Here is a 23,125-nt window from a genome sequence, read left to right on the forward strand (position 1 = left end):
TTTCCTCGAGGCCGAACAGGTAGAAACTGCCGAGCGCCTTCTGCGCGTTCAGGTCGCCGCGTTCGGCGGCCTCGCGCATCCACTTGAGCGCCTGGTAGCTGTCCTGGCGCACGCCGTCGCCGCGGAAATAGCGCAGGCCGAGGTCGTAGGCGGCCTTCGGCTGGGTCTTCGCGGTTTGCTTGAGCGCGGCGATGCGCGGGTCCTCGCGGTCTTCCGCATCGTCCTTTTTTTGATAGGAGACCTGATCTTTAGGGCGATCGGAACACCCGGTGTCGTCGCAGATCCGTACCGTGCCGGCGGTGACCGACGGATCCTGCGCGCACGCGGCCAACAGCAACAGCAGCCCCGGTGCGAGTAAACGGCGATACATGGGTATTTTCCTCACGTTTCATTGGCGCCGTATTGCTTCGCGCGCTCGCCCGCGAGCATGCCCCGGCCGGTGCGGGGTGCGGCGAACATCGTCCGCGGGCCCGCGTACCAAGGTTCTCTCAGGTTCTCTTTTCGTCTTGAAACATCGTTGCAGCGGCTGATACGGCGGAAAACTGCTCGCGGGAACCTGCCCCCGTTCTGTCTCTTTAATCCACTCAATATCGATCGCTGCTTTCTGGGCTCAAATGATACATATCGGTCTATCCAATAGTCAAGACGACTCGATAACCGCCTCGTCAGCGAAGACTGGCGGGGCAGAACTGCCGTCAAACAGAGCCGGGAAGCCGATTTCATCGACCGGCATGATGCTAGAATAATCGGTCTATGCCGTTGAAATATCGAGGAGGAAGCCGTTCGTGCGAGCCAACAAACGCCAACTGGTGGTAGACAAAGCGACCGAACTGTTCTCCAGGCACGGATTCCACCCGGTGGGCGTCGACTGGATCATCGACGATTCCGGTGTCGCCCGAATGACGCTGTACCGGCATTTCGCGAGCAAGGACGAGCTGATCCGCGAAGTGCTGGTGCAGCGCTACGACCTGATCGTCGGCAGCATCGCCGCGCAATTGCAGCACGTCGTCGATCCGGTCGAGCGCGTCAAGACCATCTTCGACTGGTACGCAGCCTGGTTCAGGACACCTGAATTTGCCGGCTGCCTGTTCGAGCGTGCGCTGGCCGAATTCGGCACCGCTTATGCGCCGATCTCGGATGTCGCGATCCGCTATCGTCGCAAGATGGTCGAATGGATCGCCGAACTGATCGAAGCGCTCGTGCCGGCCGAAACCGCAAACCGGCTGGCGACCGTCTTCATGATGCTGCTGGACGGCGCCACGGTCGAAGCGCGGGCGTTCAACGACTCCGCCGCGGCCGCGCGCGCGTGGCAAGCCGCGCATGCCCTTCTCGACCAGGCGATGCACGCAACGGTCTCGGCCGCCGACGGTGCAGGTAGCCGGACGTAACGCCACGTCGCGCATCATCGTATTGCAGGCGAACCGAAACCGCGAGGCGCGGGAGGACGACATGCATGACCGGATGCGTTTGATCTGTTTCGCGCTGGGTGCGGCAATCGCGTGTGCCGGCTGCAAGTCGATAGATGTCAGCCGATACGAAATCCAGCACCGGGACCGGAACGGCCTCACGATCGTTGCGTACACCGCCGAAGATCTGGCGTCGTTCGACAATACGCTGTGGGCCCACCACGTCTACCTCCGCTACACCGTCACGCCGCTCACCATCCAAAAGCGATTCGATGTGAGCGCAACCGATATCGAAGACTATCCGTTCTCTGCCCGGCGGCTCGACATCCACACCCGGTGCCCGATTCCCACGTCGGCGTTCTGCTCTTCCTGGTTCATCCCGTTCCATGATCGCGCGGGATTGTACGGCCTGGATTATCTGTCGGGACTCGATGCAAACGAACCGGCGCTCCTGAAGTTGCGCCTCGGCGGCGGAAGCATGGTCGGCGGCCGGCTGGTATCGAAGGAACAGACAATCAAGGTCGACGCGGGCAACACGGCGACGCCGAACGGACCGTAACGCCCGCCTGCGCCGCCCGCGCGAGACACCTGTGAAGCGGGCACGGCGATTGCGCCTGCTGCACTCCTCGGGAGGCGCGCCATCATGAACGACAACGATTTGCTTCAGCCCGAGCCGACGGAGCCGGCCCCGAACGCCGTCACGTGGGTCCGCAGCCTCGGCCCCGGCCTGATCACCGGCGCCGCCGACGACGATCCTTCCGGCATCGGCACGTACTCGCAGGCGGGCGCGCAGTTCGGCTTCGAACTGCTGTGGGCGTTGTTGTTGACGTACCCGCTGATGACGGCCATCCAGTTGGTCAGCGCACGCATCGGCCGCGTGACGGGCAAGGGTCTCGCATCCAACATGCGCACGCACTACCCGCAATGGCTGCTGTACGCGACGGTCGTGCTGCTGATCACGGCCAACGTGATCAACATCGCGGCCGATTTGTCGGCCATGGGCGCGGCAGTCAATTTGTTGCTGCCCGGCCCGCAACAGCCCTACATCGTGTGCCTCGGCGGCGTGTCGGTCGTGCTGCAGGTTTTCGTTCCGTACGACCGCTACGCGCGATTGCTCAAATGGACGGCGCTGACGCTGCTGGCGTATGTCGCGGTCGCCCTCATCGTGCCCGTCGACTGGGCCGAGGTCGGTCGCGCGATCGTGATGCCGCATGCGCAACTGAGCGCCGCCTATCTGACCACGGTCGTCGCCGTGCTCGGCACGACCATCAGCCCGTATCTGTTTTTCTGGCAGGCGTCCCAGGAGGTCGAGGAATTGCGCGCCGCGCCGAACCAGCGGCCGCTGCGACGCACGCCGGGCCAGGCGCCCGCGCAGTTGCGCCGGATCAGCTTCGATACGTGGTTCGGCATGGGCGTCTCGAACGTGATTGCATTCTTCATCGTGCTGACGGCAGCGGCCACGCTCAACGCGCATCACATCGACGTCAAGACGTCGGCGGACGCCGCGCGGGCGCTCGAGCCGCTTGCCGGTCACTTCGCGTACGTGCTGTTCGCGCTCGGCATCGTCGGCACCGGCTTGCTCGCGCTGCCGGTGCTCGCGGGATCGGCCGCCTATGCGGCGGCCGGCACGTTTCGCTGGCGCAACAGTCTCGCGCTGCAGTTGGGCGTCGCGCCCGAATTCTATGCGGTGATCGTGTTGGCGATCGTCGGCGGAATCGCGTTCACGTTCATGCATTTCGACCCGATCCGCGCGCTTTACTGGAGCGCTGTCATCAATGGGGTGAGCGCCGTTCCGATCATGGTCGTGATGATGCTGATGGCGGGAAGCAAGCGAGTCATGGGCGAGTTTGCCGTCAGAGGCCCGCTTGCGTGGGGAGGATGGATCGCGACGCTCGCGATGGCGATCGCGGCGATGGGTGTGTTCGTGCCGGGATAAATACTCGCGGCGCGGAGGCCGCGAGCCGCTGCTCAGTCCGGCTCGCCCCCGCCCAGCGAAGCGCCGACCGCATCGCGCAGCACGTCAGCGAGCCGCTGGTTCTCGTCGATGCGGATCTGTTCGATCGCGACGTCCTCGGCGTTGCCGGTTCGGCGCGCCCATTCCTGGCGCTCGCGCGCAAAGATCATGCGCTCGTGAACCGCACGGATCGCCCCCCAGATCGCATCCTCCGCTTTCTGGGCTTCCGCGTCGTCGAGAGAAAGCGCGGAGAACGCATGCCCGGTATGGCATCGGTACCGCAACGGACGATCGTCGCGTATGCGCCAGAGCACGCCGTTACAAGTAGGGCACGTGAGCGCCGAACGCGTGCCGATTTCGTCAAGCCGCCCGGGCTCGACGAGGCCCTCCTCAGCAATCCGGCTCTCGTGGTCCAGGTCGCGCAAGTCCGCCATCTTTCGCCGCTCCTTCACACGTGCGCCGTAGACCGCTGCATGAATGGCCTGCGGCAGTTCTCCGGCCCTTGCGACCATATCGGCGCCCGCCGCGGCCAGTGCGCTGCGCGGCATCGACGGTGCTTCACATTCGTCGGGATCCTGAACGATACCGTACCCGCCCCGGGCGCGAATCGCCGCCAGGCCGGCCGCGCCATCATCGAGGTCGCCGCTGAGCACCACGCCGATCGCACCGGGCCCGTATTCTCGGGCGGCAGACCGGAACAGCGGATCGGCAGCCGGCCGGGTGAAGTTCTCGGCGGCCGTATCGAGCAGCCAGAGATTGCCGCCGCGCACGATCATGTGTCTGTCGGGCGGGGCCACGTAAATTCTGCCGGCCTGTGGCGGTTGCCCGTGTCGCGCCTCGCGTGCATCCAGCGCGCTCCATCGCGACAACAGCTCGGGCAGAATCGTCTGATGTCGACCAATGTGCTGCACGATGCAAATCGGCACCGGAAAATCCGCGGCGATGCCCGCCACGAGGGTCCGGAGAACCGGGAGCCCGCCCCTGGACGATGCGACTACGACGATATCTCGACGATCCATAGCCCCCCCTTTGCGGACACAGCCGCAAATCGGGTGCCTGAACCGCGATTCCGTCACTGGCGAACGCAGCCGGCGCAATGCGGGTCGAATGGCGATTGCCGCACATGCCGCGGCGGCGAGCCACGCCCGAACGACCCGCGACGCACGCACGGGCCGTCGGCCGTCATCGGGTATCGCGACGCGTGTCGCCGAGTACCGCGAGCAACATCCCGAAATCGAGCGGTTTCGACAGATGGCTGTCGAAACCGGCCTCCGTCGCGGCCCGGACATCGTCCAGGCGATTGCGGCCGGTCAGCGCAACGGTCCGGAGCGTGGCCCACCGGGGATCGGCCTTGATCCGCCGAAGCAACTCGTAGCCATCCATGTCGGGAAGCCCGATGTCGGACACGATCGCGTCGACGGGCGCCTCCTGCAGCATCGTCAACGCCGCGGCTCCGCTTTTCGCGGCCTGGACCTCCGCCCCCGCCAGCTCCAGCAGCGCGGTGAGCGACATCGCCGTCTCCTGATCGTCCTCGACCAGCAGCACGCGCAGGCCGGCGATATTCCCGTCCGGCACGCCGCTGCCCGCAGACGCCGTGCGCTCGGTCGATGCGGCTGGCAGCCATACCGTCATCGTGGTGCCGGCCCCCGGGCCATCGGACATCGCGGCGATCCGGCCGCCGTGCATTTCGACGAGTTGCCGAACCAGCGCCAGCCCGATGCCGAGACCGCCCCGCGTCCTGTCCCGCGGCGCCTGCCGGAACATGTCGAAGACATGCGGAAGCGTATCTCCGTCGATCCCCTGCCCGTCGTCGATCACGTCGACGCGCAGCATCTTGCCCTCATGCACGAGACGCACGATGATCTGGCCGTGCGGTTGCGTGTACTTGAGCGCGTTGGACATCAGGTTCCAGAAAATCTGCTCGCATCGCACCGGATCGGCCAGCGCGATGGCCGGCTCCGTCGGCAGCTCCGTTTGCAAGACCAGGCCGCGTGCGTGCACGTCGACCTCGCAGGTATCCGTGATGCTGCGCAACATCGCCGTCAGGTCGACCCGGCCCAACTCGAGCGCGAGCTTGCCGGTCTGGATGCGCGACAGATCGAGCAGGTCGTCGATGATCTGCGCCTGTGCGCGCACGGCCTGCCGAATCGAATCCGCGGCTTCGCGCACGGCGGGAATGTCGCGCGTCTCCGGCAGGCGCGGCAGCATTTCCGACTTGACGCCGATCAGGTTGAGCGGATGCCTCAGCTCGTGGGACAGCACCGCAATGAACTCGTCCTTCAGCTGATTCGAACTGAGCGCCTGCTCGCGGGCCGCCTGTTCCCGCGCGAGTGCTTCGCGGTTCGCGTCGTCGCTCTGCTTGCGCAGCGTCATGTCGCGCACGATCTTCGCGAAGCCGTTGAACGACGTATCCGAAATCGGCGTGACGACGCCGCTACAGAAAATCCGTCGCCCGTCCTTGGTCCGGTGCCAGCGTTCGTCGTCCGCGCGCCCTTCGCGGGTCGCGATGTCGCGCTCGCGCATCGGCACGAGCGCCTGCCGGTCGCTCGGCTCGTAGATCAGCTCGACGTCCTGGCCGATCATCTCTTCTTCCGTATAGCCGAATATGCGTTCCGCACCGGCGTTCCAGCTCACGATGGACCCGTTGCCGTCCTGGATGATGATCGCGTAGTCCTTGGTCGATTGCGCGACCAGACGCAGGCGCTGCTCGCCCGCCCGCGCCGCCTCTTCCGCGTGATGCCGGTCGGTGATGTCGATCAGCGTGATCACCGCGCCGTCGATGTGATCGTCCGCCGTCCGGTAGGGCAGCAACCGCATCAGATACCACCGGCCGGCCTCGCTCTCGATCTCGCGCTCGATCAACCGCAGCGACTGAAACGACTGCCGGACATCGTCGGCCAGCGTCGGATACCGCAGTGCGTGAGTAATGTGAAATAGCGATCTGCCCAGGTCCGTATCGATCAGGTTGAAAATCGCGGTGGCATTGGGCGTAAACCGCTTGACCCGGATTTCCTTGTCGACGAACACGGTCGCGATCTCGCTCGACGCGATGATGTTGTGGAGGTCGTCGTTCGCTTTCGCGGTGTCTTCGATCCTTGCCTGCATTTCGGCGTTGGCCGTCGTCAACTCCTCGTTGACCGACTGCAGTTCCTCCTTGCTGCTTTCCAGTTCCTCGCTCGTGGAGCGCAGCTCTTCGTTGATCGCCTGCAGCTCCTCGTTCGACGCCTTCAATTCCTCGACGGACGTTTCGTACTGCTCGATGATCGTCGCAAGTTGCTCGCGGCTGTGCTGCAGCTCCTGTTCGAGCTGGGCCAGAACCGGATCCTGCCCGCTCGTCTCGACCTGATCCTCCTCGGTCATGCGGCCGGCCACCTCGTCGAACACGATGAGCAGGAATTCCGCATTCGCGACCTTGTCGTGAAACGGCCTGACCGTCATGTTGATCCACGACACGCGGGCGTCGTGCGCCCACTTCACCCGGCGCGCCTCCACGCTCGTGCCCGTTTGCAGCGCACGGAAAATCGCGGTGCGCAGATCGAGCCGCAGATCCGGCAGCACCAGCGTCATGATGTTGCTCGACAGTTCGCCGCCGACGTGCCGCAGGAACCGGCCGGCGTTATCCGACAGATGAACGACGTTCGATTCCTTGTCGATGATGACGCTCGGCGGCGAATACGTTTCGAGCGCGCGCTGATGGAGCTCCGAATAGGAGAAGTTGCGCTGTGCCGGGCTGGCCGGCACCCGCAACGGCGGCTGCGGCGCGGCCCGTTCGTCGGATGCGCCGGATTCGACCTGGAACAGCGGCGGAAAGCCCGTGGCCGGCTTCGCGCGATGCGTGACGACGCGTGCGCGGTAGATCCGGCGTTTCTTGTCCACGACGGCAAACAGATCGTCCGCCGCATCGGCCGATTCCGCGGTGCCGAGAAACAGGTAGCCGTTGGGGCGCAACGCGAAATGGAACAACTCCAGGATTTGCCGCTGCACCGCCCGCTCGAGATAGATCAGCACGTTGCGGCACGAGATCAGGTCGAGATGCGAGAACGGTGGATCGCGCAGCAGGCTGTGCGCCGCGAACAGGATGCGTTCGCGCACCGCCTTCGCGATCACGTAGTGCGCGCCTTCCCGCGTGAAATACCGCTGCAGCAGCGGAGCGGGCACATCGCTCGCGATCGACAGCGGGTAGGAACCGGTCCGCGCGCGGACGATCGCCGCTTCGTCGATATCGGTCGCGAAGACCTGGATGGCCTGGCTCGACATCGCGGCCTCGCGCGCCCGCGCCAGCAGCAGCGAGATCGAGTACGCCTCCTCGCCCGTCGCGCATCCGGCCACCCACACGCGTACCTGCTCCTCGCCGGACTCCGACGCGAACAACGAGCCGATCACTTCCCGTTCGAGGAAATCGAAGGCTTCTCGATCGCGGAAGAACTGGGTCACGCCGATCAGCATGTCAGCCAGCAGCGCGTTCGCTTCTTCCGGCGTGGCCCGCAGGAAATCCCGGTACGCGAGGAGATCGCGCTGGCCGTTGACCTGCATACGCCGCTCGATACGCCGCAGCACGGTCGCCCGCTTGTACAGCCTGAAATCGTGGCCCGTGCGTACCCTCAGGTGCATCAGAATGTCGGAGAGCGCGCGTTCGGGATCGTTGATCGTCGGCCGATCGACGTGGTGCAGCGATTGCGCGAATTCGAGGCTCTGCTGTTCGATGCGGCGCGCATTCGACCAGAGTTCGAGCAACCGTTGCGGCATCTCGGCCGCCGGCAGCACGATATCGACGCGGGCCATTGCAATCGCGTGCTGCGGCATCTCCGCGTGCTCGGCGTCGTCCGGCGTCTGCGCGAGCGTAATGCCGCCCGCCTCCTTGATGCGGCTCAAGCCCGCTGCGCCGTCGGAGCCGGTGCCGGACATCACGATGCCGATCGCGCGCCAGTCGTGCGCGTCCGCCAGCGTCCGAAAGAAGTGATCGATCGTGAACGGAATCTCGTCGGACGGGTCCCGGCTGCGGCAACGAAGGCAACCGTCCGACATCTCGAGCTGCATGCCCGGTGCGATCACATAGATGTGGTTTTTCTCGATCGGTACCGTGGACGTCACCTGATGCACCGACATGCCCGTCGTGCGCTGCAGGACCGTGTCCATATGACTGACCTGTTCCGGCGCGAGATGGACGACGACGACGAACGCCATGTCCATGCCCGTCGGCGCGCTCTCGAAAAAGGTCTGCAAGGCCATCGTACCGCCTGCCGACGCACCGATGCCCACGACCGGAAACGACAGATCGCTCTTCAACGTCGCGGGCGACAGAGGTCGCTCCTTGTGCGCAGGCGCTTGCCGTGCCATTGAATTCTCCTGATGGTGTTGCGGAACATCGTGTGCCTGGCGCCGATCGGTGCCGGGTCGCGTCGCGCTCGTCCGGTCGCGCCACGATCCCGCGCGTGATACTTCCCCCTGAGCTTTCATCTGCGATTGTACGGCACCGGCAAGCGCGACCGAGCGCCTGACGGAAGGCTTGCAATCCTCATGCAGGGAGCGTCACGCCCGCACACGGGTGTGTCACCGGGGCGTCATTCGTGCCGACATACCATCCACATCGGTTGGCGAAACGCGATGCTTCCCATCGATCGCCAGCGGGAACGAATCATGCTCGTGCGTCGGCCCGTCGAATTCAATTTATTTCCTTTGACGGATGCCGTATTACCGGCGAATATTCGCGTCGATCAAGCGGTTAGTACCGCTCAGGAACTACACGAAACGATGCTCGCCTGCGCAATCGGGGACGTTACGCTGCTTCGCCAACAGATACTTGATCGAAGGGGAAGAAATGACGCCGTTTTCCCAGGATGTGAGCATCAAGCAAACCGCCGCCGTCTCCAAGGCAGCCACGCCGTCGCCCGTTTTCTGGAAAGCGGGGCCGATCGTCGAAGCCGCTCCGCCCGAGCCGAAATCCGCGACGCCGGACCTGCGCGATTTCTTCGCCGCCGCCGCGCTGCAGGGCTTGCTGTCGCGTGACGCCGGGCGCAACGTGTCGACGATCGCCGACTACGAATTGAAGCGCGCGGTCAGCGCCTATCGGCTCGCCGACGAAATGCTGAAAGCAAGATGACCGGCATGCCGGCCGGCGCGCGCCTGGCGTCATCCGGTTCGCGCGTCATCGCGGAGAACATGGCCTGCCACGATCGTCCGGACGCTGACGCTCCGGCCATTCAGGTGCAGCCCAACCGCAACGCCATCGCGCCGATCGGCCCGGCCAGCAACACGGGATGTCCGTCGCCGCGCGTCGCCATTCACGAAACGCACGTCACGCGCCGGCGTGACACGGCCTATGCAGCCGAAATGACAACCGCTTGAAAATCCGGCGACGCCGACCGCGGGTCACGCGACGCGCGCCCGGGTCGCCGCCGTCACTGCCGTGTTCGCATGCGGCGCCTTGCATCGGGGGCAGGCAGCGTCGCCCGCGAGACGCTGCCCGTCGCGAGCCGATCGCACGATCGCTGCTTCGTCGCCCGGCGCGGGTCCATGTCCGCGCCGACTCTCGCCAGTCGGCACGATGCACGCGTGCCGCACGACGAACCGCACCAGCACCCACGAAATGCCACACCTGTCGCGGCCCCCATCGGCCGGCATCGCGCATGCCCGGTATCGTCGGCCGACCATGGGATCGATTCATGCTGTTTCCACCGGGCGAATGTCGCGCAACCCTTTCAACGGAGATGCCATGTTCATCCACAACACACGGCTTCAGTACACGGTGCGCGTGGGCGCGCCGAATCCCGGACTCGCCAACCTGCTGCTCGAGCAGTTCGGCGGCCCGCAGGGCGAGCTCGCCGCCGCGATGCGCTATTTCACGCAGGCGATCACCGAAGAGGATCCCGGCCGCAAGGACATGCTGCTCGACATCGCCACCGAGGAGCTGAGCCACCTCGAAGTGATCGGCTCGATGGCCGCGATGCTGAATCGCGGCGCCAAGGGCGAGCTGGCGGAAGCGGTCGACGAACAGGCCGAGCTGTACCGCAAGCTGCACGGCGCGGGCAACGACAGCCACGTGACGCAGGTGCTGTACGGCGCGGGCGCACCGTTGACCAATTCGGGCGGCGTCCCGTGGTCGGCCGCGTACATCGACACGATCGGCGAACCGACGGCGGACCTGCGCTCGAACATCGCGGCCGAAGCACGCGCGAAGATCATCTACGAGCGGCTCATCAACGTGACCGACGATCCGGATATCCGCGACGCGCTCGGCTTCCTGATGACGCGCGAGGTGTCGCACCAGATGTCGTTCGAGAAAGCGCTGTACGCGATCACCGCGAACTTCCCGCCGGGCAAGCTGCCGCCGAAGGCGCCGTACGATCACGTGTACTTCCGGATGCAGCCGGACGCGGCGCCGCTGGTCGGGCCATGGAACCACGGCGGCGAACTTGAAATCCGCCCCGCCGAACCCGCGGTCGACGGCGGCAGCGGCATTGCGGAAGGCATGCTCGACGCGCAGCAAGCGGACGCCATCGAGGCGATGGCGCAGCGACTCGCATCCGATCCGGACAGCGACCCGGTGACGGGTGCCGAGCTCGGCGCGGGTCCGCCGGCTCCCCAGGGCCGCAAGCCGGGCAAGCCGGACGGCGCCTGAGTCGCGGCTTCCCGGCGCGAGACGGCGATGCCGACGCGCCGGCGCAGCAACAGGAGGCGCGCCGGATGCGTCGTCGGACGGGCGAACGCGCGTTCGGCGTGCGTCACTCGCCTGCTTCGCCGGGCCCGGTCTGGTCCGTCTGATCGGCCATCAGGTACTGGATGACCAGCGTCGGATCGGCGATGTCGAGGATCAGGCGGCGCATCACGCGCTTGCGCATATGATCGTCATCCAGCGTCCACGGCCCGGCCGCGTCGCCCAGATAGCGGCCGATCGCGACGCGATGATCGCCTTCCGGCGGCAGGCCGAGCCGCGCGGCGAGCAGGCCGGCGATGACGTCGTCGAGTTCGACGTGCAGCGGCCTGGAATCGATCGAAAGTTCGAGCTTCATGGTCGGTTTCGCAAACATGAAAAGGCGGCGCGGCGCCCCCCCCGTTGTCGCGCGCGCCGGGAAAAGCCGCTCCGGCCAGCGGCTGTGCGACGATCGCAGGCGAGCCTGCGATGCAGGTCAGTAGCCGAGTTCGGGCGCGGGAGCCGGCTCGGCGCCGTCTTCTTTCGGCGCTTGCGCGACGGTCGCATCGGTCGTCAGCACGAGGCTCGCGATCGACGCGGCGTTCTGCAGCGCGGTACGCGTGACCTTGGTCGGGTCGACCACGCCCGCGTCCACCAGATCGCCGTACTCGCCGGTCGCCGCGTTGTAGCCGAAGTTCCCGGTGCCTTCGAGCACCTTCGAGACCACGACCGACGGTTCGTCGCCCGCATTGGCCGCGATGATGCGCAGCGGCGCCTCCAGCGCGCGCAGCACGATCCGGATGCCGGCGTCCTGATCCGCATTCGCGCCCCGGATGTCCGACAGCGCCGCGCGCGCACGCAGCAGCGCGACGCCGCCGCCCGGCACGATGCCCTCCTCGACCGCGGCGCGCGTCGCATGCAGCGCATCGTCGACGCGATCCTTCTTCTCCTTCATTTCGACCTCGGTGACCGCGCCGACCTTGATCACCGCCACGCCGCCCGCGAGTTTCGCGACACGCTCCTGCAGCTTCTCGCGATCGTAGTCGCTCGTCGCTTCGTCGATCTGCACGCGAATCGACTTCACGCGCGCGTCGATGCGCGCCGCGTCGCCCGCGCCGTCGATGATGATCGTATCGTCCTTGCGCACCTCCACACGCTTCGCACTGCCAAGATCCTCGAGCGTGGCCTTGTCGAGCTGCTTGCCGGTTTCCTCCGAGATGACCGTCGCACCGGTCAGGATCGCGAGATCCTCCAGCATGGCCTTGCGCCGGTCGCCGAAACCCGGCGCCTTGACGGCGGCGACCTTCAGGATGCCGCGCATCGAATTCACGACGAGCGTCGCGAGCGCTTCGGCCTCGACATCCTCGGCGACGATCAGCAGCGGCTTGCCGGCCTTGGACGCCGCTTCGAGAATCGGCAGCAGGTCGCGGACACTGGAAATCTTCTTGTCGTGCAGCAGAATCAGCGCATCGTCGAGATAGGCCGCCTGCTTCGCCGGATCGTTGATGAAATACGGGCTCACGTAACCGCGATCGAACTGCATGCCTTCGACCACGTCGAGTTCGTTCTCCAGCGACTTGCCGTCCTCGACGGTGATCACGCCGTCCTTGCCCACTTTCTCCATCGCGTCGGCGATGATCTTGCCGATCGCATCGTCCGAGTTCGCGGAAATCGCGCCGACCTGCGCGATTTCCTTGTGCGTCGAAATCGGCCGGGACAGCTTGCGCAGCTCGTCGAGCACCGCGCCGACGGCCTTGTCGATGCCGCGCTTCAGATCCATCGGGTTCATGCCGACGGCGACGTGCTTCATGCCTTCCTGCACGATCGCCTGCGCGAGCACGGTGGCGGTGGTCGTCCCGTCGCCGGCCACGTCGGCCGTCTTGGACGCGACCTGCTTGACGATCTGCGCGCCCATGTTCTCGAAGCGGTCCTTCAGCTCGATTTCCTTCGCGACCGACACGCCGTCCTTCGTGATCACGGGCGCGCCGAAGCTGCGTTCGATCACGACGTTGCGGCCCTTCGGGCCGAGCGTCACCTTCACCGCGTCGGCCAGCACGTTCACGCCCTTGACGATCTGCTGGCGGGCGCCATCGCGGAATTTCACGTCTTTTACGGTCATTTTCTTGCTCCGGATACAGTCGTTGAACGAGATGCCGCGCGCATCGGGCACCTACCCGTGCGACGCGGTCGAATCGGTATTCAGGCCGCTTTCCTGGCAGCCTGAGATTCGGGTTCGAGTACGCCCATGACGTCCTCTTCGCGCATCACGAGCAGTTCCTCGCCGTTCACCTTCACGGTCTGGCCTGCATATTTGCCGAAGAGAACCTGGTCGCCGACCTGGAGCTGCAGCGGGCGCTGCGAGCCGTCCTGGAGCAGCCGGCCGCTGCCGACCGCAATCACTTCACCCTGCTCGGGCCGTTCGGCCGCCGAATCGGGAATCACGATGCCGGAGGCTGTCGTCCGTTGCTGTTCGATTCGCTTGACGATAACCCGGTCGTAGAGGGGACGAATCTGCATTTTCATCTCCTGAGCGATGAGATCACCTGGAAAAGGGAATCCGCCAGCACCTGCACGCGCGAAGGCTGCGGCGCGCCGGCGTGCCATCGATTGGCGAAAAGCGAAATAGTGGCGCGGCAAGCGCGCTTCAAGAGGGCGACGAAAGCGCATATGTAACAAAATGTTTCAAGCCGAAAACCGCGCTCGTCCGGCCGCCGCGCGTCTCGCGATGCCGCGCGACGAGCGCCTGTGCGGCCTCGACGGTCGCCGCGCCGGGCCGCGCGAATCGTCGCAAAACGGCGCTTGAAATCCGCGCTTGCCATCCTATTTTGGTATCGCTCAAGCAGCCGCGGCTTACGCGCTGCGTGTTTCGATTTGTTTGTCAGCGAGGCCTCTCGCGGATCGACGAACTGGAGCGCGTGGTCCGGTTCGTCCTCCGTGCGAGGTCCAACCGGGAGCGAATCATGAACGATCCTTTCCTCACCTCCGATCGACTGACGGAAGGCGGCCGCCGGCCACGACGCGTCGTCCGCGTCGTCGCGGGTCTGTCGGCCGGCCTGCGGGTCGCGCGCAACGGCAACGGTCGCTTCGCGCCGATCGGTGCCCGAGTACGCGCCGCGCGCAAGCCGCTCGCGTTACGTCGCATCGACCCACCCGCCGCGATCGGTCGACCGAAGCTGCCGCGCCGTCGAGTCGCCACCCGTGGACGCGCGCTGCACCATATTTCGTTTTTCTTCGCGACGCCTGCCAGCGGCGGTGCCCTGCGCGACGGGAGGCGGCCATGCTGAGCCCGCACGAATTCGCGACGCTGATGCTGGTGTACGAGGCGCCGGATCAGCTCGACATGAATCGCGCCGAACTCGATGCGTTGCTCGAACGCCAACTCGTCATGCTCGAACATGCCGCTCCCGGCCGCCGGCGCGCATATCTGACGAAGAAGGGCCGATCGATTCTCCACGCGCTCGGGGCCGATACCGGTTTCCGCCGCAGCCAGGACGCGACGGCAGAGCGCGACGGTCGGCATGCGGCGCCCGTGTCGCTCTCGGACGAGGCCAGATGACGCGAGGGCCGGGGCAGCAGCGCGGTGCCGTCGCCAGGCCAGCGGTGGACCATTCCCTCCGCTTCGTGGAAGCGGATCGACGGCTCGGCCTCGCCGGCCAATCACGCGAGGCCGACCGGAGGACGTTCTGGTTTATCATCGACGCGTTCCTACGCGTAGCCAGGCACTGCCCGCAATCGGCGAGCACGTCGATATCGTCGATAGCCGGAAGGACGGATCGGCGTGTCTGACTTGCCGATCGCCCGCGGCAAATTCGCGATACTTCCATCTCGACGAACTCGCTACTCCGTCGCCGCTTGGTCTCCGGGAATGATCGCGAACCGCGACCAACATCCGGCACATAATCAACAAAATGAGCGATTTGAAAAGCGAAGTCTCTCGTGAGGCACTGCATGTCCCCGATCCGTCCCGTCGTCGCTCGCTGATCGCCGCCTGCGGCGCGCACGCCGTACACGACGGGCTGACCGACGTCATTTACGTACTGCTTCCGATCTGGCAGGCCCAGTTCGCGCTCAATTACGCTCAAATCGGCTTGTTACGCGGGCTCTATTCCGGCGTGATGGCGAGTTTTCAGTTGCTTGCGAGCCAGGCAGCGCGACGATGGGGGCGCGAGCGCATGCTGGTGGCCGGGACCGCCCTCGCGGGCATCGCCTACCTGATCGCCGGTCAGGCCGGTGGGCTGACGGTACTGCTGATCGCGCTGGCGCTGGGCGGCCTGGGCGCCAGCACGCAGCATCCCCTGGCATCGTCGATGGTCACCGATTCCTACGAGGCAGGCGGAGGCGTGAAGGAGGCGCTGGCCCAATACAACTTCTCCGGAGACATCGGCAAGACGCTGATACCAGGCCTGATCGGCCTTCTGTTGACGGTCGTGACGTGGCGCACCGGCGCCACGCTGATCGGCCTGCTGGGCGTGGTTTCGGCGGGCCTGATGTGGTGGCTGATTCCGTCGCGCGACTCGTCGCGCACGGCACGCGACAAGACGCCGAAAGCGGCCTCCGGTAGCGGTTCGTCCGGCGGCTTGCGTGCGCTGCTCGCGACCGGCACCCTCGACAGTGCCGTGCGGATGGGCTTTCTGACGTTTCTGCCGTTCCTGCTCAAAAGCAAGGGGGCCGGCACGGCCGGTATCGGTCTAGCGGTCACGTTGCTGTTCGTGGGCGGTGCGTTCGGCAAGCTGTTCTGCGACTATCTGGGCGCACGCATCGGGATGATGAAGACGGTGTGGCTCACGGAGTCCGCCACGTCGCTGCTGATCGTGCTCGCCGTGTTCTCGCCGCTCTTCGCGATGATGGCGATGCTGCCGCTGCTTGGACTGGCGCTGAACGGAACATCGTCCGTGCTCTATGGCGTCGTGCCGGAACTGGCCGGTGTCGGCAAGCGCGAGCAGGCGTTCGCGTTGTTCTATACGGGTACGATCGGCGGCGGCGCGCTGTCGCCGATGCTTTTCGGCCGTCTCGGCGACATCGCGGGCGTCCCGACCGCGCTGCTCGCGCTGGCCTCGATCCTGCTGTTGACACTGCCGTTGTCGTGGTACGTGCAGAAGGGCCTGGAAGCCTAGCCGGCCGCACCTAGCCGGCCGCGGCCGACCTGACGAACTCGATGAACTGCCCGACGCAGGTCGACGAGAACGGCTCGGACCATGTGACGACCAACTCGAGAACATGCGGCGTCGCCAGCGGCACGTAGGCGACGCCCGAGCGTCGTAGCGTCGACGTGAAGCCGGGCACGATGGCGACGCCGCGTTCCGCTGCCACCAGCGACACCAGCGTCGTCATCTGCGATGCGGTAGGCCCTATCTGCGGCGCAACGCCCTCCTGGGCGCACAGATCCTCGAGCGCCGCATTCAGCGCGGAACCGTAACCCGCCGGGAACGTGACGAAATTCTCCTTGACGAGTTTGCTTGCCGGACATCGAGATCTTGTCGCCCAGGCCCGCGTATCCCAAGCAGGGGCCGACCCACACCGCGAACATTGAAAAGACACTAAAAAGTTGCGGTTCGCTCAGGATTTCCGTGGAAGTTGCCGGACCGTCGATTCCCCGCAAACCCTTCCCGGACATGGCTCGAACGGATTTCAGCCGCCCTGACCGGAACGCCGGCCAATCATCACGATTCATTTAACTTTCCGTGAGGACTTCGACACCGGCCGCCACCTACGATGGGCGCATGTTTTCAGGACCCGCTTCCAGGAGCCCATCATGCCCACCCGCAGACACCTGCTGTTCGCCGGCGCCACCGGCCTCGCCGCGCTCGCGGCGCTGTCGTCCGCCGGCCGCCGCGCGCTGGTCGGCCGCGCGTTCGCCGCGCCGCCGGCCGGCTCGCCCAAAGCCGCTCCTTTCGAGATCACGCACAGCGACGCCGAATGGCATCGCCGGCTCACGCCCGCCCAATACACGGTCCTGCGCGAAGCCGGCACCGAACGGCCGTTCAGCAGCCCGCTGAACGACGAGCACCGGCACGGCACGTTCGCGTGCGCCGGCTGCGACCTCGCGCTGTTCTCGTCGGCCACCAAGTTCGACAGTCATACGGGCTGGCCGAGCTTCTGGAAACCGCTCGACCACGCAGTCGGCACCGACACCGACGCGTCGTTCGGGATGGTCCGCACCGAGGTGCACTGCCGCCGCTGCGGCGGCCATCTCGGCCACGTGTTCGACGACGGCCCGGCGCCGACCGGCCTGCGCTACTGCATGAACGGCGTCGCGCTCGCCTTCCACCCGGCCGCCGCCTGACCAGGCCCCACTCCCGTCCGACTGGAGAACGCACCATGCTGCTCATCGTCCTTGCCTATCTCGGCGGCGTGCTCACGATCCTGAGCCCGTGCATCCTGCCCGTGCTGCCGTTCGTGTTCGCGCGCGCCGACCAGCCGTTCGTGCGCACCGGCCTGCCGCTGCTCGCCGGCATGGCGCTCACGTTCGCCGTCGTCGCGACGCTCGCCGCCGTCGGCGGCGGCTGGGTCGCGCAGGCCAACCAGGCCGGCCGCTGGATCGCGATCGTGCTGCTCGCGGTGTTCGGCCTGACGTTGCTGATGCCGCGCTTCGCGGAACACCTGACGCGCCCGCTCGTCGCCGCCGGCAACCGGCTCACCGGGTTCGCGCAACGCGACGGCCGCCCGGCCGGCCCGGCGTCGTCGCTGCTGCTCGGCGTCGCGACGGGCCTGCTGTGGGCGCCGTGCGCGGGCCCGATCCTCGGCCTCGTGCTGACCGGCGCCGCGCTGCGCGGCGCGAGCGTCGGCACGACGCTGTTGCTCGTCGCGTATGCGGCCGGCGCGGCGACGTCGCTCGGCGTTGCGCTCGTGATCGGCGGCAAGGTGTTCGCCGCGATGAAGCGCTCGCTCGGCGCCGGCGAATGGATCCGGCGCGGGATCGGCGCGGCGCTCCTGGCCGGTGTCGGCGCGATCGCGCTCGGTCTCGACACGGGCGCCCTCGCGCAACTGTCGACCGTCACCACCGGCGGGCTCGAAACGAAACTCGTCGACCGCCTCGGCGGACGCTCGAACGGCGCGCCGGCGGCAACGGTCGCGACCGGCGCCACCGACAACGCGACGGGCAGTGCAATGATGGCCGCCGCAACAACCGACGGCGCGCAGGCCGGCGGCGGTGCGATGGCCGGCGGCGCGATGATGCGTGCGGCCGGCGCCCCCGCGGCCGCGCTGCCGGTCGAAGGCACGCTGCCGTCGCTCGACGGCGCCGTGCAATGGCTGAACTCGCCGCCGCTGACGGCGGCCGGGCTACGCGGCAAGGTCGTGCTGGTCGACTTCTGGACGTATTCGTGCATCAACTGCCTGCGCACGCTGCCGTACACGACCGCGTGGGCGCGCAAGTATGCGCCGTACGGGCTCGTCGTGATCGGCGTGCACGCGCCGGAGTTCGCGTTCGAGCGCGACATCGGCAACGTGAAGAAGGCCGTGCACGACCTCGGGATCGACTACCCGGTCGCGATCGACAACGGCTATTCGATCTGGCGCGCGTTCAACAACGAATACTGGCCCGCGCACTACTTCATCGACGCGCAAGGACGGATCCGTCATCACCACTTCGGCGAAGGCGAATACGCACAATCGGAACGCGCGATCCAGTCGCTGCTCGCCGAAGCCGGTTATCCGGACGCGCTGAACGTGCCGCTCGGGCTCGCCGGCGCGCCCGCGAAGGGTGCGCTCGCGGCCGCCGACAGCGCGGACGTCCGTTCGCCCGAAACCTATGTCGGCTATGCGCGCGCGGAAAGCTTCGCATCGCCGGGCGGCGTCGTACGCGATGCGGCGCACCGCTACGACGTGCCGGCCCGGCCGGATCTCAACGTCTGGGGCCTCGCGGGCACGTGGAACGTCGGCGCCGAACGCGCGTCGCTCGCCGCGCCGGATGGCCGGATCGTCTACCGCTTCCATGCGCGCGATCTGCATCTCGTGCTCGGCCCCGGCACGAACGGCCGGCCCGTGCGCTTTCGCGTGACGCTCGACGGCGCGGCGCCCGGCGCCGCACATGGCGCCGACGTCGACGCGCAGGGCTACGGCACCGTCACCGGCCAGCGCCTGTACCAGCTCGTCCGGCAGCCCGGCGCGATCGCCGATCGCACGTTCTCGATCGAGTTCCTCGATCCGGGGGTCGATGCGTATGCATTCACTTTCGGTTGATCGCGGCCGCCGCATTTCTGGACACATTTCTCGACGCATGTCGAAGGAGCAAAAGATGAACCCGATCCCTATTCGCGATGCCGCCGCACGACGACGTGCGGCCATGCTGCGCCGCATCGGCGCAATCGCTGTCGCGGCAGCCGCCGTGTTCGGCTACCAGCGCATCGTCAACTCCGCCGAGCCGATGCGCACCGTGCCCGCGCCGGCGCTCGACGAAACGCCCGGCGCGTCGCACGACGAGACGGCCGTGCTCGCCGGCGGCTGCTTCTGGGGTGTCCAGGGCGTGTTCGAGCACGTGAAGGGCGTGAAACAGGTCACCGCAGGCTACGCGGGCGGCGCGTCCGAAACCGCGCACTACGCGCTGGTCGGCTCGGGGCTGACGGGGCACGCGGAATCGGTGCGCATCGTCTACGACCCGACCCAGATCACGTACGGCCGGCTGCTGCAGGTATTCTTCTCGGTCGCGCACGATCCGACCGAACTGAACCGGCAAGGCCCCGACGAAGGCTCGCAGTACCGGTCCGCGATCTTCCCGACCACCGCGCAGCAACGCGCGGTCGCGACCGCGTACATCGCGCAGCTCGGCGCCGCGCACGTGTTTCCGGCGCCCGTGGTCACGCGCGTCGAGGCGTACAAGGGGTTCTATCCAGCCGAGGCCTATCACCAGAACTACCTCGAACTGCATCCGGATGCGCCGTATATCGCGTTCAACGACCTGCCGAAGGTCGCCGGGCTGAAGCAGCGCTTCCCGGCGCTGTACCGTGCCGACGCGGTACTGTGGCGCGAAGCGCGCTCGTGAGCCGCTTGCGAGCCGCTCGCGACCACCGCCCGGCTGCGTGACGGGATGCCGCCCGCCGCACGGCCGCGGCGGCCCGCCCCGCCACGCACCGGCGGCTGCCTCTTTGCGCCGCATCAACGAATCGGTGCGCGCGATGCCGGGGCAAACCCGCATCGCGTCCGCCGTCGCCGGCAACTTCGCGTAGACTTCTCCTGATCCTCGCCGCATGACGCGGCGTCCGGACCACCCGCCAAGCCAGGAGGCGTCACGCATGCGCGCAGTGCCCTTGCCTGACAGCAATACCCTCGAAGAGCCGTCCACCGGCGCGGTCGTGCGCGACCTGCGCCGCGTGCCCATTCATCCGGATCACTGGTACCCGCTCGCATGGTCGCGCGAGCTCAAGCGCGGCAAGACGCTCGGCGTGCGCTTCGCCGGCGACCCGATCGTGCTCGTGCGCACCGAATCGGGCGCCGTGTATGCGCTCGAAGATCGTTGCGCGCACCGCCAGGTGCCGCTGCACGCGGGCGTGGTGAGCGGCGAGACGCTGCGCTGCTGCTACCACGGCTGGACCTACGCGTGCGACAGCGGCCGCTGCGTCGACGTGCCCTACCTCGGCCGCGAGCGCTTGCCCAACGGCGTGCGCGCGTATCCGTGTCGCGAAGCGCACGGGCTGATCTTCGTGTTCCCGGGCGATGCCACGCTCGCCGAAGCACGACCGTTCCCCACGCTCGAATCCGCGGACAACCGCGCGTACAAGACGCGCCGCTTCGGCCGCGAGGTCAAGTGCCACTACTCGTTCATGCACGAGAACCTGATGGACATGAACCATCAGTTCCTGCATCGCAAGCAGATGGGGCAGATGCGCGCGCGCTCGGTGGGCCGCCGCCGCGGCGACGACTGGGTCGAGGTCGACTACACGTTCGCGCGGATGGAAGGCAAGCAGCCGGTCGGCGAGGCGCTCGTGTTCGGTTCGAGCAAGAAGCCCGGCGACCAGGCCAACAAGAGCGTGATGACGGTGCGCACCGGCTATCCGTACCAGACGCTGCAGATTCGCTCGAGCGAAGGCACGCTCGTGATGGATCTGTGGATCGTCTACGTGCCGCTCGACGCCGAGCAGCGCACCAACCGCACGTTCGGGCTGCTGTCGATCCACAAGCCCGGCATCCCGTTCGCACTCGATCTCGCATGGCCGCTGCTCGTGTGGTTCACCGAGCGCATCTTCCGCGAGGATCGCTGGATCGTCGAACGCGAACAGGAAGCGCACGATCGCCAGGGCGCCGACTGGAACCACGAAGTGTTTCCGGTCATCAACGAGTTGCGCGACCTGCTGCGCCAGTGCGGCGCACGCACCGTGATCCCGATCCGCGACGCCCGCGACAGCGCGTAAGGCGCCGCCTGCGGCGCGCCGTTACAGCGTGAACGCGCCCGGCAGCAACGCGCGGGCCGTCGTGATCTCGACGGCCCCTTTCAGGTTGGCGAGAATCACTTCGATGTCGGGCTTGCCGATCTCGATGATCACCTGACGACATGCGCCGCACGGCGCGATCGGTCCGTCCGTGTCGCCGACGACCGCGAGCCGCGCGAAATCGCCCGGCCGATAACCGGCGGCGATCGCCGCGAACAGCGCCGTGCGTTCCGCGCAATTGCACAGTCCGTACGACGCGTTCTCGACGTTGCAGCCGTGGAAAACCGTCCCGTCGCGCGCCTGCAGCGCCGCGCCGACCTTGAAGCGGGAATACGGCGCATACGCGCGGTCGCGCGCCGCCTTCGCCTGTTCGATCAGTTCGTCTCGTTCCATCGAGGTCTCCGGGGCAGGGTCAGCCGATCTGCCGGTAAAGGGTCGGCGGCGCTTCGCCGGTCTCGCCGAGCACGTAGCTGCGGCGAATCGCATCCGCCGCGTGGGCCGCGGCCGCTTCGTCGCGGGCATGCACGATGCCGAGCGGCTCGCCGGCCCCGATACGCTGCCCGACCTCCGCGAGCGCCGACAGGCCGACGCTGACGTCGATCGCGTCCTCCGCGCGCGTGCGGCCGCCGCCGAGCGCGACCACCGCCAGCCCGAGCGCGCGGCAATCGACGCGCTGCACCACGCCGCCCGCGGGCGCCGGAACCGGCACGATCACCGCGGCCCGCGCCAGATGCCGCGCGGGTGCGTCGATCAGGTCGGCGGGGCCGCCGAGCGCGACGACCATGCGCGCGAAACGCTCGGCCGCCGCGCCCGAATCGAGCGCGCGCTGGAGCTGCTCGCGCGCGTGAGCGGCGTCGCGCGCCAGCCCGCCGGTGACGAGCAGTTCGGCCGACAGCGCCATCGTCACGTCGTGCAAGCGCGCGGGGCGCGACTTGCCCGTCAGGTAGTCGATCGCGCACGCCACCTCGAGCGCGTTGCCTGCGCACGGCGCGAGCGACTGGTTCATGTCGGTGAGGATCGCGGTCGTCTTCATGCCGGCGCCGTTGCCGACGTCGACGATGCTGCGCGCCAGTTCCGCCGATTTCTCCGGAGTCGGCATGAACGCGCCGGAGCCGACCTTGACGTCCATCACGAGCCCGTCGAGCCCTGCCGCGAGTTTCTTCGACAGGATCGACGCGGTGATCATCGCGACCGATTCGACGGTCGCCGTCACGTCGCGGATCGCATAGATGCGCTTGTCGGCCGGCGCGAGCCGCGCGGTCTGCCCGATGATCGCGACGCCGACCTCGCGCACCGTGCGGCGAAACGCGTCCGTATCGGGCATCACGTCGTAACCGGGAATCGCGCTGAGCTTGTCGAGCGTACCGCCGGTATGGCCGAGCCCGCGCCCCGAGATCATCGGCACGTAGCCGCCGCACGCGGCCACCATCGGCCCGAGCATCAGCGACACGACGTCGCCGACGCCGCCCGTCGAATGCTTGTCGATCACCGGCCCGCCGAGATCGAGCGCACGCCAGTCGAGCACGTCGCCCGAATCGCGCTGCGCGAGCGTCAGCGCGACGCGTTCGTCCGTGCTGAGGTCGTTGAAATACACGGCCATCGCGAACGCGGCCACCTGGCCCTCGGTCACGCTGCCGTCGGTCACGCCGCACACGAACGCGGCCATGCCGTCGCGATCGAGCGGCTGCCCGTCGCGCTTCCTGCGAATGAATTCCTGCGGTAGAAACATCGTTGCCTCGCTTCGATCGATCGGAGTCTACTGCATGGCTTG

At 67.0% G+C, this 23,125-nt stretch carries 20 protein-coding genes and 2 pseudogenes; 13 read left to right on the forward strand and 9 right to left on the reverse strand.

Annotation, left to right across the window (positions count from 1 at the left end; genetic code table 11):
* Positions 1 to 370 (reverse strand): annotated as a pseudogene (locus WS95_RS27620) (SEL1-like repeat protein); the annotation flags it as partial.
* Positions 371 to 785: 415 nt separating this feature from the next.
* Here WS95_RS27620 and WS95_RS27625 point away from each other — a divergent pair.
* The 3 genes from WS95_RS27625 (at position 786) to WS95_RS27635 (ending at position 3,342) form a co-directional block, all read left to right on the forward strand.
* Positions 786 to 1,388: a TetR/AcrR family transcriptional regulator gene (locus WS95_RS27625; RefSeq protein ID WP_059827209.1), complete on the forward strand. Its 603-nt coding sequence runs from the start codon at positions 786 to 788 to the stop codon at positions 1,386 to 1,388.
* A complete protein-coding gene (locus WS95_RS27630; protein WP_257139956.1) occupies positions 1,321 to 1,965 on the forward strand; it encodes a hypothetical protein in 645 nt (214 codons plus the stop codon). Before WS95_RS27625 ends, WS95_RS27630 begins: the two co-directional genes overlap by 68 nt.
* An 84-nt stretch (positions 1,966 to 2,049) precedes the next feature.
* Entirely contained in the window at positions 2,050 to 3,342 is a 1,293-nt protein-coding gene (locus WS95_RS27635; protein WP_059827211.1) for an NRAMP family divalent metal transporter, read from the forward strand.
* Positions 3,343 to 3,374: 32 nt separating this feature from the next.
* On the opposite strand, the gene WS95_RS27640 is transcribed toward WS95_RS27635, so the two are convergent.
* Positions 3,375 to 4,379, reverse strand: a complete 1,005-nt coding sequence (locus WS95_RS27640; protein WP_034209409.1) for a chemotaxis protein CheB — start codon at positions 4,377 to 4,379, stop codon at positions 3,375 to 3,377.
* Positions 4,380 to 4,542: 163 nt separating this feature from the next.
* Complete coding sequence (locus WS95_RS27645) at positions 4,543 to 8,697, reverse strand: CheR family methyltransferase (RefSeq protein ID WP_059827213.1); 4,155 nt, start codon at positions 8,695 to 8,697, stop codon at positions 4,543 to 4,545.
* A gap of 481 nt (positions 8,698 to 9,178) precedes the next feature.
* Between WS95_RS27645 and WS95_RS27650 the strand changes: the two genes are divergently transcribed.
* The 3 genes from WS95_RS27650 to WS95_RS27660 all read left to right on the forward strand — a co-directional run bounded on the left by WS95_RS27650 (position 9,179) and on the right by WS95_RS27660 (position 10,978).
* Positions 9,179 to 9,460, forward strand: coding sequence for a hypothetical protein (locus tag WS95_RS27650; RefSeq protein WP_034209411.1), 282 nt, complete (start codon positions 9,179 to 9,181; stop codon positions 9,458 to 9,460).
* Positions 9,457 to 9,705: a hypothetical protein gene (locus tag WS95_RS27655; RefSeq protein WP_059827215.1), complete on the forward strand. Its 249-nt coding sequence runs from the start codon at positions 9,457 to 9,459 to the stop codon at positions 9,703 to 9,705. The genes WS95_RS27650 and WS95_RS27655 overlap by 4 nt, the downstream gene beginning before the upstream one ends.
* Before the next feature lie 367 nt (positions 9,706 to 10,072).
* Entirely contained in the window at positions 10,073 to 10,978 is a 906-nt protein-coding gene (locus WS95_RS27660) for a manganese catalase family protein (RefSeq protein ID WP_034209413.1), read from the forward strand.
* Between the two features lie 103 nt (positions 10,979 to 11,081).
* Here the strand turns inward: WS95_RS27660 and WS95_RS27665 are convergent, their stop codons facing one another.
* From WS95_RS27665 to WS95_RS27675, 3 genes are all read right to left on the reverse strand, one after another.
* Positions 11,082 to 11,369 carry a hypothetical protein gene (locus tag WS95_RS27665; protein WP_034209414.1) on the reverse strand — a complete coding sequence of 96 codons (288 nt, stop codon included), beginning with the start codon at positions 11,367 to 11,369 and terminating at the stop codon, positions 11,082 to 11,084.
* Between the two features lie 117 nt (positions 11,370 to 11,486).
* The gene (gene groL / locus WS95_RS27670; protein WP_059827240.1) at positions 11,487 to 13,109 is read right to left on the reverse strand and encodes a chaperonin GroEL; all 1,623 of its coding nucleotides are present in this window, start codon (positions 13,107 to 13,109) and stop codon (positions 11,487 to 11,489) included.
* Positions 13,110 to 13,189: 80 nt separating this feature from the next.
* Entirely contained in the window at positions 13,190 to 13,507 is a 318-nt protein-coding gene (locus WS95_RS27675; RefSeq protein WP_034209415.1) for a co-chaperone GroES, read from the reverse strand.
* An 80-nt stretch (positions 13,508 to 13,587) separates the two neighbouring features.
* Here WS95_RS27675 and WS95_RS35925 point away from each other — a divergent pair, with 80 nt between their 5' ends.
* The 3 genes from WS95_RS35925 to WS95_RS27685 all read left to right on the forward strand — a co-directional run bounded on the left by WS95_RS35925 (position 13,588) and on the right by WS95_RS27685 (position 16,104).
* Positions 13,588 to 14,274 (forward strand): hypothetical protein, encoded by a 687-nt coding sequence (locus tag WS95_RS35925; RefSeq protein ID WP_257139957.1) that lies wholly within the window; start codon positions 13,588 to 13,590, stop codon positions 14,272 to 14,274.
* Positions 14,268 to 14,546 carry a hypothetical protein gene (locus tag WS95_RS27680; protein ID WP_059827217.1) on the forward strand — a complete coding sequence of 93 codons (279 nt, stop codon included), beginning with the start codon at positions 14,268 to 14,270 and terminating at the stop codon, positions 14,544 to 14,546. Before WS95_RS35925 ends, WS95_RS27680 begins: the two co-directional genes overlap by 7 nt.
* Positions 14,547 to 14,898: 352 nt before the next feature.
* Positions 14,899 to 16,104 carry an MFS transporter gene (locus WS95_RS27685; protein WP_059827219.1) on the forward strand — a complete coding sequence of 402 codons (1,206 nt, stop codon included), beginning with the start codon at positions 14,899 to 14,901 and terminating at the stop codon, positions 16,102 to 16,104.
* A 10-nt stretch (positions 16,105 to 16,114) separates the two neighbouring features.
* Here the strand turns inward: WS95_RS27685 and WS95_RS27690 are convergent.
* Positions 16,115 to 16,471 (reverse strand): annotated as a pseudogene (locus WS95_RS27690) (LysR family substrate-binding domain-containing protein); the annotation flags it as partial.
* A 271-nt stretch (positions 16,472 to 16,742) separates the two neighbouring features.
* Between WS95_RS27690 and msrB the strand changes: the two are divergent.
* The 4 genes from msrB (at position 16,743) to WS95_RS27710 (ending at position 21,336) form a co-directional block, all read left to right on the forward strand.
* Positions 16,743 to 17,273, forward strand: a complete 531-nt coding sequence (msrB, locus tag WS95_RS27695) for a peptide-methionine (R)-S-oxide reductase MsrB (RefSeq protein ID WP_034209418.1) — start codon at positions 16,743 to 16,745, stop codon at positions 17,271 to 17,273.
* 35 nt (positions 17,274 to 17,308) lie between these two features.
* Positions 17,309 to 19,171, forward strand: a complete 1,863-nt coding sequence (locus WS95_RS27700; RefSeq protein WP_059827221.1) for a cytochrome c biogenesis protein DipZ — start codon at positions 17,309 to 17,311, stop codon at positions 19,169 to 19,171.
* Positions 19,172 to 19,226: 55 nt separating this feature from the next.
* Positions 19,227 to 19,970 (forward strand): peptide-methionine (S)-S-oxide reductase MsrA, encoded by a 744-nt coding sequence (gene msrA / locus WS95_RS27705; RefSeq protein ID WP_034209518.1) that lies wholly within the window; start codon positions 19,227 to 19,229, stop codon positions 19,968 to 19,970.
* 250 nt (positions 19,971 to 20,220) lie between these two features.
* The gene (locus tag WS95_RS27710; RefSeq protein WP_034209420.1) at positions 20,221 to 21,336 is read left to right on the forward strand and encodes an aromatic ring-hydroxylating oxygenase subunit alpha; all 1,116 of its coding nucleotides are present in this window, start codon (positions 20,221 to 20,223) and stop codon (positions 21,334 to 21,336) included.
* Between the two features lie 21 nt (positions 21,337 to 21,357).
* Here the strand turns inward: WS95_RS27710 and WS95_RS27715 are convergent, their stop codons facing one another.
* The gene (locus WS95_RS27715; protein ID WP_027786232.1) at positions 21,358 to 21,747 is read right to left on the reverse strand and encodes a cytidine deaminase; all 390 of its coding nucleotides are present in this window, start codon (positions 21,745 to 21,747) and stop codon (positions 21,358 to 21,360) included.
* A gap of 19 nt (positions 21,748 to 21,766) precedes the next feature.
* Positions 21,767 to 23,083 (reverse strand): thymidine phosphorylase, encoded by a 1,317-nt coding sequence (gene deoA, locus WS95_RS27720; RefSeq protein ID WP_059827223.1) that lies wholly within the window; start codon positions 23,081 to 23,083, stop codon positions 21,767 to 21,769.
* Positions 23,084 to 23,125 lie beyond the last annotated feature (42 nt).

Source organism: Burkholderia sp. MSMB1826, from assembly GCF_001526325.1.
Classification (GTDB): domain Bacteria; phylum Pseudomonadota; class Gammaproteobacteria; order Burkholderiales; family Burkholderiaceae; genus Burkholderia.